Below are 13,653 nucleotides of genomic sequence, written 5' to 3' on the forward strand. Positions count from 1 at the left end.
CCAGATCCATAAATAAAGAACCCCGGCGCAAGGCCGGGGTTCTTTGACACTCAAGCCTTATCAGGCATTCAGTGCAGCCAGAGCGGCATTGAAGGTGGCGCTGGGGCGCATCACCTTGCTGGTCAGCTCAGGGTTGGAGCGGTAGTAGCCGCCGATGTCGACCGGCTTGCCTTGTACGGCAGCCAGTTCGGCGACGATGGTCGCTTCCTGCTCGGTCAGTTGCTTGGCCAGCGGGGCGAAATGGGCTTTCAGCTCGGCATCGTCATTCTGCTCGGCCAGGGCTTGTGCCCAGTACAGTGCCAGGTAGAAGTGGCTGCCGCGGTTGTCGATCTCGCCGACCTTGCGCGCCGGGGACTTGTTGTTGTCCAGCAGCTTGCCGGTAGCCTGATCCAGGGTCTTGCCCAGTACCTTGGCCTTGGCGTTGTTGGTCTTGATGCCGGTTTCTTCCAGCGACACGGCCAGGGCCAGGAACTCGCCCAGGGAATCCCAGCGCAGGTAGTTTTCTTCGACCAGCTGTTGCACATGCTTGGGCGCCGAACCGCCGGCGCCGGTTTCGTACATGCCGCCGCCAGCCATCAGCGGAACGATGGACAGCATCTTGGCCGAGGTGCCCAGCTCCATGATCGGGAACAGGTCGGTCAGGTAGTCACGCAGTACGTTGCCGGTTACCGAGATGGTGTCCTGGCCGCGGATCATGCGCTCCATGGATACGCGGATGGCTTCGTTGTAGCCCATCATGCGGATATCCAGGCCAGTCAGGTCGTGGTCCTTGAGGTACAGCTCGACCTTCTTCTGCAGTTCGCGGTCGTGGGCGCGCTCCGGGTCCAGCCAGAAGATCGCCGGGGTGTTGGACTGACGGGCGCGGGTAACGGCCAGCTTGACCCAGTCGCGAATCGGCGCGTCCTTGGTCTGGCAGGCGCGCCAGATGTCGCCGGCTTCGACCTGGTGCTGCATCAGCACGGTGCCGTCGGCGGCGACGACGCGCATGGTGCCGTCGGCGGTCATTTCGAAGGTCTTGTCGTGGGAGCCGTATTCCTCGGCCTTTTGCGCCATCAGGCCGACGTTCGGCACACTGCCCATGGTGGTTGGGTCGAAGGCGCCGTTGGTTTTGCAGAAGTTGATCATTTCCTGATAGATGCGCGCGTAGGTGCTCTCAGGCATGACGGCCTTGGTGTCTTTCTGCTTGCCGTCCTTGCCCCACATCTGGCCGGAGTTGCGGATCATCGCCGGCATCGAGGCGTCGACGATCACGTCGCTCGGGATGTGCAGGTTGGTGATGCCCTTGACCGAGTCGACCATGGCCATTTCCGGGCGATGGGCGTAAACCTCGTGGATGTCATGCAGGATTTCTTCCTGCTGCGAGGCCGGCAGGGCCTTGATCTTGTCGTAAACGCTGCTGATGCCGTTGTTCGGGTTGACGCCCAGTTCCTTGAACAGCTCGCCGTACTTGTCGAACACGTCCTTGTAGTAAACGCTGACGGCGTGACCGAAGACGATCGGGTGGGAGACCTTCATCATGGTCGCCTTGACGTGCAGGGACCACATCACGCCGGTTTCCTTGCAGTCCTGCAGGGTCTTCTCGAAGAAGTCACGTAGCTTGCGGCAGCTCATGAACATGCTGTCGAACACTTCGCCTTCCTGCAGGGCGAGTTGTTTCTTGACCTCGACCTTGCCGTCCTTGCCGACGAACTCGATGCGCACGTCACCGGCCTTGGCCATGGTGATCGATTGCTCGCTGGAGAAGAAGTCGCCGCCGCGCATGTAGTCGGCGTGGGACTGCGAGGCCATGCTCCACTTGCCCATGCTGTGCGGGTGTTTGCGTGCATAGGCCTTGACCGCGGCCGGGGCGCGGCGGTCGGAGTTGCCTTCGCGCAGAACCGGGTTCACGGCGCTGCCCAGGATTTTGGCGTAGCGGCCGCGAACTTCTTTGTCTTCGTCGCTCTGCGGATCTTCCGGGAAGTCCGGAATGTTATAGCCCTGAGCCTGCAGCTCGGCGATGGCAGCCTTGAGCTGAGGTACGGAGGCGCTGATGTTCGGCAGTTTGATGATGTTGGCGTCCGGCTGCAGGGTCAGCTCGGCCAGTTTGGCCAGGTCGTCATCGATGCGCTTGTCGGCGTCCAGGCGGTCGGCAAAGCTTGCCAGGATCCGTCCAGCAAGAGAGATGTCGCGGGTTTCAACGGAGATGTTAGCCGAGGCGGCAAAGGCTTCTACAATTGGCAGAAGCGAATAGGTAGCGAGGGCCGGAGCTTCGTCGGTGAAGGTGTAGATGATCTTCGAAGGGGTGGACATTTAGGGTTAACTCTCTTCTTTGCTGAGCGCGCATAGAAACTCGACCTGCGCGGGTAGGCGCTTGAGCCCCATGATGGCGGGGCCGGGTCGAGGACTCGCCGCGGTGATGTTGGATGCACCCGTAGAGTGTCGAGCATTTCGAGCCGGCAGACAGTGGTGGCCGTTTACCGGGTTCAAGAGGTTGCTGTCTGGTTCCAGATAGGTCGCCCCTTATGACTCGTTAGTCACCTAAGCAGTATACCACTGCGACACCTCGCCACAGAATGCCCAGTTGCATAAGACCTTTGCACATGTGTCTCCTTGAGCGGTTTGCGCTACTCTCGGAGATGCACACTGCCTAACCACAAGATGGAGTCCAGCATGGGATACCAAAAGATCCAGGTGCCAGCCAGCGGTGACAAAATCACCGTTAACGCCGATATGTCGCTGAATGTTCCAGACAATCCGATCATCCCGTTCATCGAGGGTGACGGTATTGGTGTCGATATTTCCCCGGTGATGATCAAGGTGGTCGACGCTGCCGTCGAAAAAGCCTATGGCGGCGCCCGCAAGATCTCCTGGATGGAAGTTTATGCCGGTGAGAAGGCGACCCAGGTTTACGATCAGGACACCTGGCTGCCGAAAGAAACCCTCGAGGCCGTGCGTGATTACGTGGTCTCGATCAAAGGCCCGCTGACCACGCCCGTAGGCGGCGGCATCCGTTCATTGAACGTAGCCCTGCGCCAGGAGCTCGACCTTTATGTCTGCCTGCGCCCGGTGCGCTGGTTCGAGGGCGTACCCAGCCCGGTGAAGAAACCGGGTGACGTGGACATGGTGATCTTCCGCGAGAACTCCGAAGACATCTATGCCGGCGTTGAGTGGAAGGCCGGCAGCCCTGAAGCCGAGAAAGTCATCAAGTTCCTCACCGAGGAAATGGGCGTCAAGAAGATCCGCTTCACTGATATGTGCGGTATCGGCATCAAACCGGTCTCCGAAGCGGGTACCAAGCGCCTGGTGCGCAAGGCGCTGCAGTACGCAGTCGATAACGACCGCAGCTCGGTGACCCTGGTGCACAAGGGCAACATCATGAAGTTCACCGAGGGTGCCTTCAAGGAGTGGGGTTACGAGATTGCCCGTGAGGAATTCGGTGCCGAGTTGCTCGATGGCGGCCCGTGGATGCAGTTCAAGAATCCGCGCACCAGCAAGAATATCGTGGTCAAGGACGTGATCGCCGACGCCATGCTGCAACAGATTCTGCTGCGTCCGGCTGAATATGACGTGATCGCTACCCTAAACCTCAATGGCGACTATCTGTCCGATGCGCTGGCGGCCGAGGTGGGGGGTATCGGCATCGCGCCGGGTGCCAACCTGTCCGACTCGGTGGCCATGTTCGAAGCGACGCACGGTACGGCGCCCAAGTACGCTGGCCAGGACAAGGTCAACCCGGGCTCGATCATCCTTTCTGCCGAAATGATGCTGCGTCATATGGGTTGGGCCGAGGCTGCCGATCTGATCATCAAGGGCACCAATGGCGCCATCGCTGCGAAGACGGTCACCTATGACTTCGAGCGCCTGATGGAAGGAGCGAAGTTGATGTCATGCTCCGAATTTGGCGATGCGATGATCAGCCATATGTAGGCTGATTCAGGTGTGAAAAAAAGGCCGGTCAAATGACCGGCCTTTTCGTGACGATTTGCCAGAATGCTCAGGCTTCGACAGGGCTCGCGACAGTGTGCGCCTGGGGTAAGGCCGCTGGGGCGCCCTGGTTGGCGGTAACCGCGCTGATATTGATGGCATGCAGGCCCTTGGGGCCTTGCACAATCTCGAAGCGAACCGGTTGGCCGGCCTTGAGCGTTTTGTAACCGTCCATCTGGATAGCCGAGTAGTGGGCGAACAGGTCCTCATCTCGGCCATCGGCCAGGATGAATCCATAACCTTTGGCGTTGTTGAACCACTTGACCTTACCGCTGAGCATGCTGATATCCCTCTGCAAAGGACTCCATCTCTGGAGTATCATCCACCCTGATTCCGCGCGATAACCGACCAGGCTGGGCGAAGGTGCGGAATCCCTGATACCCGCGTATGGGTACTCATTTGTTGTAACACCCTTTTGCCGTTAGTCAAGGCTATACGGCGGATGGCTGAGAACTCAGTCAAACTCCTTCTAGCATCCCCGTTCGCCCGGCCCTGAACCTCTGATTTCAGCATGCATGCAAGTAGCCAGATTCGACTAACATTCAATCAGGATCACCCGGCAGAGCATGAGGATGACTCCTCTGGTATCGCTGTTCAGGAATCCAAGCCAGCATTGCAGGCGCCACCGATGTACAAGGTGGTCTTATTCAATGACGACTACACCCCGATGGATTTCGTTGTCGAAGTGCTCGAAACGTTTTTTGGCATGAACCGGGAGTTGGCGACCAAGATCATGCTGGCCGTCCATACAGAAGGGCGTGCGGTGTGTGGTGTGTACACCCGTGATATTGCGGAGACCAAGGCAATGCAGGTCAACCAATACGCGCGAGAGAGCCAGCATCCGCTACTCTGTGAAATAGAGAAGGACGGTTAACGCCGGCCAATTGGGTATGAGGTGAAGCTATGTTGAATCGAGAGCTCGAAGTCACCCTCAATCTGGCTTTCAAGGAGGCCCGTGCCAGGCGTCATGAATTCATGACGGTCGAGCACCTGCTGCTCGCCTTGCTGGATAACGAGGCAGCCGCCAGTGTGCTGCGGGCCTGTGGGGCCAACCTCGACAAGCTGCGCCACGATCTGCAGGAGTTTATCGACTCCACCACGCCACTGATTCCTCAGCACGATGAAGACCGCGAAACCCAGCCGACTCTGGGCTTCCAGCGCGTTCTGCAGCGTGCTGTCTTCCATGTGCAGAGCTCCGGCAAGCGTGAAGTGACCGGCGCCAACGTCCTGGTCGCGATCTTCAGCGAGCAGGAAAGTCAGGCCGTGTTCCTGCTCAAGCAGCAGAGCGTGGCGCGCATCGATGTGGTCAACTACATCGCCCATGGCATCTCCAAGGTGCCTGGGCATGGCGATCACCACGAAAATGATCAGGACATGCAGGATGAGGAGGGCGGTGAGTCCTCAGCGTCCGGCAATCCGCTGGATGCCTACGCCAGCAACCTCAACGAACTGGCTCGTCAGGGACGTATCGATCCACTGGTCGGTCGCGAGCATGAAGTCGAGCGTGTTGCGCAGATTCTCGCGCGTCGGCGCAAGAACAACCCACTGCTGGTAGGCGAGGCCGGTGTCGGCAAGACAGCCATCGCCGAAGGCCTGGCCAAGCGTATCGTTGACGAGCAGGTGCCCGACCTGCTGGCTGACAGCGTGGTCTATTCTCTGGATCTCGGTGCGCTGCTGGCCGGCACCAAGTACCGCGGCGACTTCGAGAAGCGCTTCAAGGCGCTGCTCAATGAGCTGCGCAAGCGGCCGCATGCGATCCTCTTCATCGACGAGATTCACACCATCATCGGTGCTGGCGCGGCGTCGGGCGGGGTCATGGATGCCTCCAATCTGCTCAAGCCGATGCTGTCCTCGGGTGAGATTCGCTGCATCGGTTCCACCACCTTCCAGGAATTCCGCGGCATCTTCGAGAAGGACCGTGCGCTGGCGCGACGCTTCCAGAAGGTCGACGTGGTCGAGCCTTCGATAGAGGACACCGTCGGCATTCTCAAGGGGCTCAAGGCGCGCTTCGAGCAGCATCACCACATCGAATACAGTGACGAAGCTCTGCGTGCAGCGGCTGAATTGGCTGCGCGCTACATCAATGATCGGCACATGCCGGACAAGGCCATCGACGTCATCGACGAGGCCGGCGCCTACCAGCGCCTGCAGCCGGAAGACAAGCGCGTGGCGCGTATTGAGGTAGCACAGGTCGAGGATATCGTCGCCAAGATCGCGCGGATTCCGCCGAAGCATGTCTCCAGTTCCGACAAGGAACTGCTGCGTAACCTGGAGCGTGATCTCAAGCTCACCGTGTTCGGCCAGGATGCTGCCATCGACTCGCTGGCCACTGCGATCAAGCTGTCGCGCGCCGGACTCAAGGCGCCGGACAAGCCGGTCGGCTCCTTCCTGTTCGCCGGCCCCACGGGCGTGGGCAAGACCGAAGCGGCGCGGCAGTTGGCCAAGGCCATGGGTATCGAGCTGGTGCGTTTCGACATGTCCGAGTACATGGAGCGTCACACCGTATCGCGCCTGATCGGTGCGCCGCCCGGTTACGTTGGTTTCGACCAGGGTGGCTTGCTGACCGAGGCGATCACCAAGCAGCCGCACTGCGTGCTGTTGCTCGATGAGATCGAGAAGGCGCATCCGGAAGTCTTCAACCTGCTGTTGCAGGTGATGGACCACGGCACGCTGACTGACAACAATGGACGCAAGGCGGACTTCCGCAACGTGATCCTGATCATGACCACCAACGCCGGTGCGGAAACCGCTTCGCGTGCGTCGATCGGTTTCACCCAGCAGGATCACTCCACCGATGCCATGGAAGTCATCAAGAAGAGCTTCACGCCGGAGTTCCGCAACCGTCTGGACACTATCATCCAGTTTGGTCGTCTCAGTCACGAAACTATCAAGAGCATCGTCGACAAGTTCCTCACCGAGCTGCAGGCGCAGCTCGAAGACAAGCGTGTCACGCTGGAAGTCAGCGATGCGGCGCGCAGCTGGCTGGCCGAGCGCGGTTACGATGTGATGATGGGGGCCAGACCGATGGCACGCCTGATCCAGGACAAGATCAAGCGTCCGCTGGCGGAGGAAATCCTCTTCGGCGAGCTGGCCGAGCATGGCGGTGTGGTGCACATCGACATCAAGGGTGGCGAGCCCAGCTTCGAGTTCGAGACGGCGGCAGAGGTCGCCTGATCGAATGGCCTCAAGTGCACTGAAAGCCCTGGTGGCTTTCAGTAAGTCAACGAAAACGCCCGGCATATGCCGGGCGTTTTCGTTTGGTGCTTGGCTTAACGGGCGCGGTAGGTAATGCGGCCCTTGCTCAAGTCATAAGGCGTCAGCTCAACGCGCACCTTGTCACCAGTGAGAATGCGGATGTAGTTCTTGCGCATCTTGCCGGAGATGTGCGCGGTAACGACGTGCCCGTTTTCCAACTCCACGCGGAACATGGTGTTGGGCAGGGTGTCGACGACAGTGCCTTCCATTTCGAAGCTGTCTTCTTTCGACATGCAGTAAAGCCCTCGGTATCCAGGAAATGGCCCGGTGCAACTGGCGCCAGGCAAAAGCGGCGTGCATTGTGCCCGAAAACAGTGGGCTGCGCCAAGTGGCTTGGAGTGTCGAACTGACTGGGATGGTGGCTGAGAGGTTAGGGTCTGTTGCCGTTTCGACGCGAGCCGCGTTGCTGCGCCAAATTGCGCCACGCGAGGCGCGGGATGCAGGTAATGGTCGTTCCCTTGCCAAATCCCGCAACGACGCATGGCGCAATTTGCCGCGCAACCCGAAGGGACGGCCAGTTTTTGCGTGGTACGTCGTTACTCGACGGCTCATTTGGGCGACCAAACTTCGCGTCTCGCGCCTAGCCCCACGCAAAAACTGGCTCCGTTGCGGCCGTGCGCGAAACGGCAACAGACCCTAGGTAAGCAGTGTCCAGCGCTGATTAACGAATAGTTCGATGGGGCGGTACTGGGTCTTGTAGTTCATCTTCCGACAATTCTTGATCCAGTAGCCGAGGTAGACGGCCTCCAGCCCCAGGCGCTCGGCCTCGCCGATTTGCCAGAGGATGGCGAATCGCCCCAGGCTGCGGCGTTCTTCGGTGGGGTCATAGAAGGTATAAACCGCTGACAGACCGTTTGGCAGAACGTCAGTGACTGCGATGGCGACCAATCTGCCTTGCAGACGAAACTCGTAGAAGCGTGAGAACGGCAGGTCGCGAATCAGAAAGGTCGAGAACTGGTCACGGCTCGGTGGGTACATGTCACCATCGGCATGGCGCTGCTCGATATAGCCCACGTAGAGATCGTAATACTCTTCAGTGAATGCCGGGCGCACGCAGCGAATTACGATGTCTTCATTGCGTTTGAGGATGCGCCGCTGCTGGCGGTTAGGTGTGAAGCGCGCAGCAGGAATGCGTGCAGGAATGCAGGCGGTGCACTGCTGGCAATGCGGTCGGTAGAGGTGGTCGCCGCTGCGGCGAAAGCCCATTTCCGAAAGTTCTGCATAAACCAGCACATCCATGGGCTGGCTGGGGTCGAGAAACAGGGTGGTGGCCTGTTCTTCCGGCAGATAGCTGCATGGATGGGGTTGAGTGGCATAGAACTTCAGGCGGGCCAGCTCGGTCATGGCGGTGTCTCGGGGAAGCCTGATAAAGAGTGTATGCCAGGCTGCGAAGATCGACTAGGCGAGCCAATCTGCTCCGGTGGGCAGATCGAGGTGACACTTGAGGTATTCGGCGAAGCTGGCGCGCGGTATGGCCCTGGCGCCGAAGCTGCGCAGGTGCTGTGTGGGCATCTGGCAGTCGATGAGTACAAAGCCCCAGTCTCGAAGTTTGCCGACCAGTGTGGCGAAACCGACTTTCGAGGCATTGTCGGCGCGGCTGAACATGGATTCGCCGAAGAACAGCTGCCCCATCGCCAGGCCGTAAAGCCCGCCGACCAGTTGATCCTCCTGCCAGACTTCCACCGAGTGGGCGATGCCGCGCTCATGCAGCTGCAGGTAAGCCTCCTGCATGCTACGGGTAATCCAGGTGCCATCGGCGTAGGTGCGCGGCTCGGCGCAGGCCTGTATGACGGCGGCGAAGTCCTGATCGAAGGTGACGCGGTAGCGCTGCTGGCGCAGCAGCTTGGCCAGGCTGCGGGAGACATGCAGCTCCTCGGGGAACAGAACGGTACGCGGATCGGGTGACCACCAGAGAATCGGCTGGCCATCCTGAAACCAGGGAAAGCAGCCGTGCCGATAGGCGCTGATCAGGCGGTCGGCGCTCAGGTCGCCACCAGCAGCGAGCAGGCCGTTGGGTTCGCGCATGGCTTTTGCCAGTGGCGGGAACTGCAGGGAGTCACGTTGCAGCCAGGTCAGCATGCGCGCTTGTCCATTGGGGCGGGGGAGGGCGAGCGGGGCGGCTCGCCCTTGTCCATCAGTTGCTGTCGAGGAACTTCTCGACGTCCAGTGCGGCCATGCAGCCGGCGCCGGCCGAGGTAATGGCCTGGCGGTAGACGTGGTCGGCCACGTCGCCGGCGGCGAATACGCCCTCGATGCTGGTAGCAGTGGCATTGCCTTCGCTGCCGCCTTTGATCTTCAGGTAGCCGTCATGCATGTCCAGCTGGCCGACGAACAGCTCGGTATTGGGTTTGTGGCCGATGGCGATGAACACGCCAGCCAGGGCCAGCTCCTTGGTGCTACCGTCGAGGGTGTTTTTCAGGCGTACGCCAGTGACGCCGCTCTGGTCGCCCAGCACCTCATCCAGGGTGTGGTTCCAGTGCAGGCGCATGTTGCCGTTCTCGACCTTATCGAACAGTTTGTCCTGCAGGATCTTCTCCGAGCGAAGCTTGTCGCGGCGGTGCACCAGGTGCACTTCTTTGGCGATGTTCGACAGGTACAGCGCCTCTTCGACGGCGGTATTGCCGCCGCCGATCACGGCGACCACCTGATTGCGGTAGAAGAAGCCGTCGCAGGTGGCGCAGGCCGAAACGCCCTTGCCGGAAAACGCCTCTTCCGATGGCAGGCCGAGGTACTGGGCACTGGCGCCGGTGGCAATGATCAGGGCATCGCAGCTGTAAGTGCCGCTGTCACCCTTGAGCACGAAGGGACGGCTCTGCAACTCAGCGGTATGGATGTGGTCGTAAATGATCTCGGTGTCGAAGCGCTCGGCATGCTTCTGCATGCGCTCCATCAGCGCCGGGCCGGTGAGGCCTTCGACGTCGCCCGGCCAGTTGTCCACTTCGGTGGTGGTGGTGAGCTGACCGCCAGGCTGGATGCCGGTGATCACGACGGGTTTCAGGTTGGCGCGCGCAGCATACACGGCAGCGCTATAACCGGCTGGGCCGGAACCCAGGATGATCAGGCGGGAATGCTTGACTTCGCTCATAAAAAAACCCCATAAGCCTTTGTCACAAAAGAGAATGCGTGCTCCAATTGAGCCGCATGGAAGCTGCTGGCGGCTATGCTACACCGAAGCAGGGTGGGTGCGGGAGCTTGGCAATTGGCCTCGGCGTCAGGCTGGCCCTACAATAAGTCGCTTGTGATCAACCACCAGATGGACGCGCCAAGGGCGCAGGAAATGGCTGTTTTGAAGAATTCCACCACCCAGATTACCGACTGGCGCCACAAGCTTCAGTATCGACTGAAGGAAGGCGCGTTGATCGCCCTGGGCGCGATGTGCCTGTACCTGCTGATGGCACTGTTGACCTATAACGTGGCTGATCCGGCCTGGGACAACAGCGTGCAGGTCGAGCGCATCATCAATGCCGGTGGCAGTATTGGTGCTTGGCTCTCCAGCGCGTTGTTCGGCGCCCTGGGTTACTTCGCCTACATCTTCCCCCTGTTGCTGGCCGCCAAGACCTGGCAGGTGTTTCGCACCCGTAATCAACCCTGGCACTGGAATGGCTGGCTGTTTTCCTGGCACAGCATCGGTCTGGTCTTTCTGATTCTTTCCGGCGCAGCGTTGGGTGACATTCATTTTGCCGCCGCGGCCGGCATGCAGGGTTCCGGCGGCGGCATGCTGGGTGCCAGCCTGGGCGATTTGGCCGTGCATGCGCTGAACGTACAGGGCAGTACGCTGATTTTTCTGGCGCTGTTCCTGTTCGGTTTGACCGTATTCACCGACCTGTCCTGGTTCCGCGTGATGGATCTGACTGGCAAGATCACCCTCGATCTGCTCGAGCTGATTCATGGTGCCATCACCAGCTGGTGGAACGCCCGCAGCGAACGCAAGCAGATGAAGATCCAGCTGCGCGAGCTGGACGAACGCGTTATCGAGGTGGCCGCGCCGGTGGTGTCCGATCGTCGTGAGCAGGCCAGGGTCAAGGAGCGTCTGCTCGAGCGCGAAGAGTCGCTGAGCAAGCACATGAGCGAGCGCGAGAGGCGCCCTGCGCCGGTCATCGCCACGCCGCCAGTGGTCAAGGCGCCAGAGCCTAGCAAGCGCGTGCAGAAGGAAAAACAGGCGCCGTTGTTTGTTGACAGCGCGGTGGAAGGCACCTTGCCGCCGATTTCCCTGCTCGACCCGGCGGAAGCCAAGAAGGTCGAGTATTCGCCGGAGTCGCTCAAGGGCGTCGGCCATCTGCTGGAAATCAAGCTCAAGGAGTTCGGCGTCGAAGTGGCGGTGGATTCGATCCACCCGGGCCCGGTGATCACCCGCTACGAAATTCAGCCGGCTGCCGGGGTTAAGGTCAGCCGCATCGCCAACCTGGCCAAGGATCTGGCGCGCTCGCTGGCCGTGACCAGCGTGCGTGTGGTCGAGGTCATTCCGGGTAAGACCACCGTCGGTATCGAGATTCCCAACGAGAACCGCCAGATCGTGCGTTTCTCCGAAGTGCTGTCGACCCCCGAGTATGACGAGGCCAAGTCGCCGGTCACCCTTGCACTGGGGCACGACATCGGCGGCAAACCGGTGATCACCGATCTGGCCAAGATGCCGCACCTGCTGGTGGCTGGCACCACCGGTTCCGGTAAGTCGGTGGGCGTGAATGCGATGATTCTGTCGATTCTGTTCAAGTCCAGCCCGGAAGACGCCAAACTGATCATGATCGACCCGAAAATGCTCGAGTTGTCGATCTACGAGGGCATTCCGCACCTGCTGTGCCCGGTGGTCACCGACATGAAGGAGGCGGCCAACGCCCTGCGCTGGAGCGTCGCCGAGATGGAGCGTCGCTACAAGCTGATGTCGAAGATGGGCGTGCGCAACCTGGCGGGCTTCAACCGCAAGGTCAAGGATGCCATCGAGGCTGGCGAGCCGCTGACTGACCCGCTGTTTCGCCGGGAAAACCTGGACGATGAAGCACCGCTGCTCAAGCCGCTGCCGACCATCGTGGTGGTGGTCGACGAATTTGCTGACATGATGATGATCGTTGGCAAGAAGGTCGAAGAGCTGATTGCGCGTATTGCGCAGAAGGCGCGTGCGGCCGGTATTCACCTGATTCTCGCCACCCAGCGCCCCTCGGTGGACGTGATCACCGGCCTGATCAAGGCCAACATCCCGACCCGCATGGCGTTCCAGGTCTCGAGCAAGATCGACTCGCGCACCATCATCGACCAGGGCGGTGCTGAGCAATTGCTTGGCCACGGTGACATGCTCTACATGCCGCCCGGCACCAGCTTGCCTATTCGTGTTCACGGCGCCTTTGTCTCCGACGATGAAGTGCATCGCGTGGTCGAGGCCTGGAAGCTGCGTGGCGCGCCGGATTACAACGAAGACATTCTTGCCGGGGCCGAAGAGGGTGGCGGTAGCTTCGAAGGTGGCGGCGGTGAAGGCGGTGAGGGCAGCGAGGAAGACCCGCTGTACGACGAGGCCGTCAACTTCGTGCTGGAAAGCCGCCGTGCCTCCATTTCCGCCGTGCAGCGCAAGCTGAAGATCGGCTACAACCGCGCAGCACGGATGATCGAGGCGATGGAAATGGCTGGCGTGGTCAGCTCGATGAATACCAACGGTTCACGCGAGGTGCTCGCGCCCGGTTCATCTCGTGACTGAGTGTTGCGTCTCGCGGATAAACCGCTGAGTTCGCGGTCTACAGGATTCACGGCAGCCCAGGTGCTGCCGAGCAATGCGGGGTACCGAGTCGCCTCGCCATTCTCATACGGACTCAAGGGGTTTATATGCGTGTTATTCGCCTGCTGATGCTGGCTGCTTTGAGCTTTACCCTGCTGACCGCCCAGGCTGATGAAGAGGCGGCCACCAAGCGCTTGAGCGAATTGCTCAGCCAGGCGCAAACCATCAGTGCGCGCTTCTCTCAGCTGACCCTCGACGCCAGCGGCACTCAGCTGCAGGAAACTGCAGGGCAGCTGGCGCTCAAGCGTCCGGGCATGTTCCGTTGGCACACCGATCAACCCATGGAGCAGTTGCTGGTCTCCAATGGCGAGAAGGTCTGGCTGTACGACCCGGATCTGGAGCAGGTCACCATTCAGACACTCGATCAGCGCCTGACCCATACCCCGGCATTGCTGCTGTCCGGTGATGTCTCGCAGATTCGCGAGAACTTCGAGATCGACTACAAGGAAGGCGGCAGCGTGGTCGACTTCATTCTCAAGCCCAAGGCCAAGGACAGCCTGTTCGACAGCCTGCGTCTGTCGTTCCGCAACCGCGTGCTCAACGACATGCAACTGATCGACAGCATCGGCCAGCGCACCAACATCCTGTTCCTCAATGTGAAGATGAACGAGCCGGTCGATGATGGGCAGTTCACCTTCGACATTCCGGAAGGTGCGGACGTCATCCAGGAGTAA

General features: G+C 60.3%; 11 protein-coding genes. 5 read left to right on the plus strand and 6 right to left on the minus strand.

The features are described 5' to 3' along the window. Window positions 1-60: 60 nt before the first annotated feature. Window positions 61-2,289 carry an NADP-dependent isocitrate dehydrogenase gene (locus tag N5J71_RS12030; RefSeq protein WP_074858406.1) on the minus strand — a complete coding sequence of 743 codons (2,229 nt, stop codon included), beginning with the start codon at window positions 2,287-2,289 and terminating at the stop codon, window positions 61-63. Between the two features lie 360 nt (window positions 2,290-2,649). Between N5J71_RS12030 and icd the strand changes: the two genes are divergently transcribed. Then, window positions 2,650-3,906: an NADP-dependent isocitrate dehydrogenase gene (gene icd, locus N5J71_RS12035; RefSeq protein WP_003460435.1), complete on the plus strand. Its 1,257-nt coding sequence runs from the start codon at window positions 2,650-2,652 to the stop codon at window positions 3,904-3,906. A gap of 67 nt (window positions 3,907-3,973) precedes the next feature. Here icd and cspD read toward each other — a convergent pair whose 3' ends face one another. Beyond that, on the minus strand, window positions 3,974-4,243 hold the full coding sequence (cspD, locus tag N5J71_RS12040) for a cold shock domain-containing protein CspD (RefSeq protein WP_003460433.1): 270 nt from the start codon (window positions 4,241-4,243) through the stop codon (window positions 3,974-3,976). 231 nt (window positions 4,244-4,474) lie between these two features. On the opposite strand from cspD, the gene clpS reads away from it, so the two are divergent. Both clpS and clpA read left to right on the plus strand, forming a co-directional pair. Next, entirely contained in the window at window positions 4,475-4,837 is a 363-nt protein-coding gene (gene clpS, locus N5J71_RS12045) for an ATP-dependent Clp protease adapter ClpS (protein WP_003460431.1), read from the plus strand. A 29-nt stretch (window positions 4,838-4,866) separates the two neighbouring features. Continuing rightward, a complete protein-coding gene (gene clpA / locus N5J71_RS12050; protein WP_074858402.1) occupies window positions 4,867-7,137 on the plus strand; it encodes an ATP-dependent Clp protease ATP-binding subunit ClpA in 2,271 nt (756 codons plus the stop codon). 95 nt (window positions 7,138-7,232) lie between these two features. On the opposite strand, the gene infA is transcribed toward clpA, so the two are convergent. From infA to trxB, 4 genes are all read right to left on the minus strand, one after another. Continuing rightward, window positions 7,233-7,451 (minus strand): translation initiation factor IF-1, encoded by a 219-nt coding sequence (gene infA, locus N5J71_RS12055; protein WP_002553999.1) that lies wholly within the window; start codon window positions 7,449-7,451, stop codon window positions 7,233-7,235. Between the two features lie 403 nt (window positions 7,452-7,854). Continuing rightward, window positions 7,855-8,562 (minus strand): arginyltransferase, encoded by a 708-nt coding sequence (locus N5J71_RS12060; protein WP_003460426.1) that lies wholly within the window; start codon window positions 8,560-8,562, stop codon window positions 7,855-7,857. A 54-nt stretch (window positions 8,563-8,616) separates the two neighbouring features. Continuing rightward, complete coding sequence (gene aat / locus N5J71_RS12065) at window positions 8,617-9,297, minus strand: leucyl/phenylalanyl-tRNA--protein transferase (RefSeq protein ID WP_074858399.1); 681 nt, start codon at window positions 9,295-9,297, stop codon at window positions 8,617-8,619. A 55-nt stretch (window positions 9,298-9,352) separates the two neighbouring features. After that, window positions 9,353-10,303: a thioredoxin-disulfide reductase gene (gene trxB / locus N5J71_RS12070; RefSeq protein WP_279916922.1), complete on the minus strand. Its 951-nt coding sequence runs from the start codon at window positions 10,301-10,303 to the stop codon at window positions 9,353-9,355. A 192-nt stretch (window positions 10,304-10,495) separates the two neighbouring features. On the opposite strand from trxB, the gene N5J71_RS12075 reads away from it, so the two are divergent. Both N5J71_RS12075 and lolA read left to right on the plus strand, forming a co-directional pair. Beyond that, entirely contained in the window at window positions 10,496-12,901 is a 2,406-nt protein-coding gene (locus tag N5J71_RS12075; protein ID WP_003460423.1) for a DNA translocase FtsK, read from the plus strand. Window positions 12,902-13,026: 125 nt separating this feature from the next. Next, entirely contained in the window at window positions 13,027-13,653 is a 627-nt protein-coding gene (gene lolA, locus N5J71_RS12080) for an outer membrane lipoprotein periplasmic chaperone LolA (RefSeq protein ID WP_003460422.1), read from the plus strand.

The sequence above is a fragment of the Ectopseudomonas oleovorans genome (assembly GCF_029845265.1).
In the GTDB taxonomy this organism is placed as follows: Bacteria; Pseudomonadota; Gammaproteobacteria; order Pseudomonadales; family Pseudomonadaceae; genus Aquipseudomonas; species Aquipseudomonas oleovorans.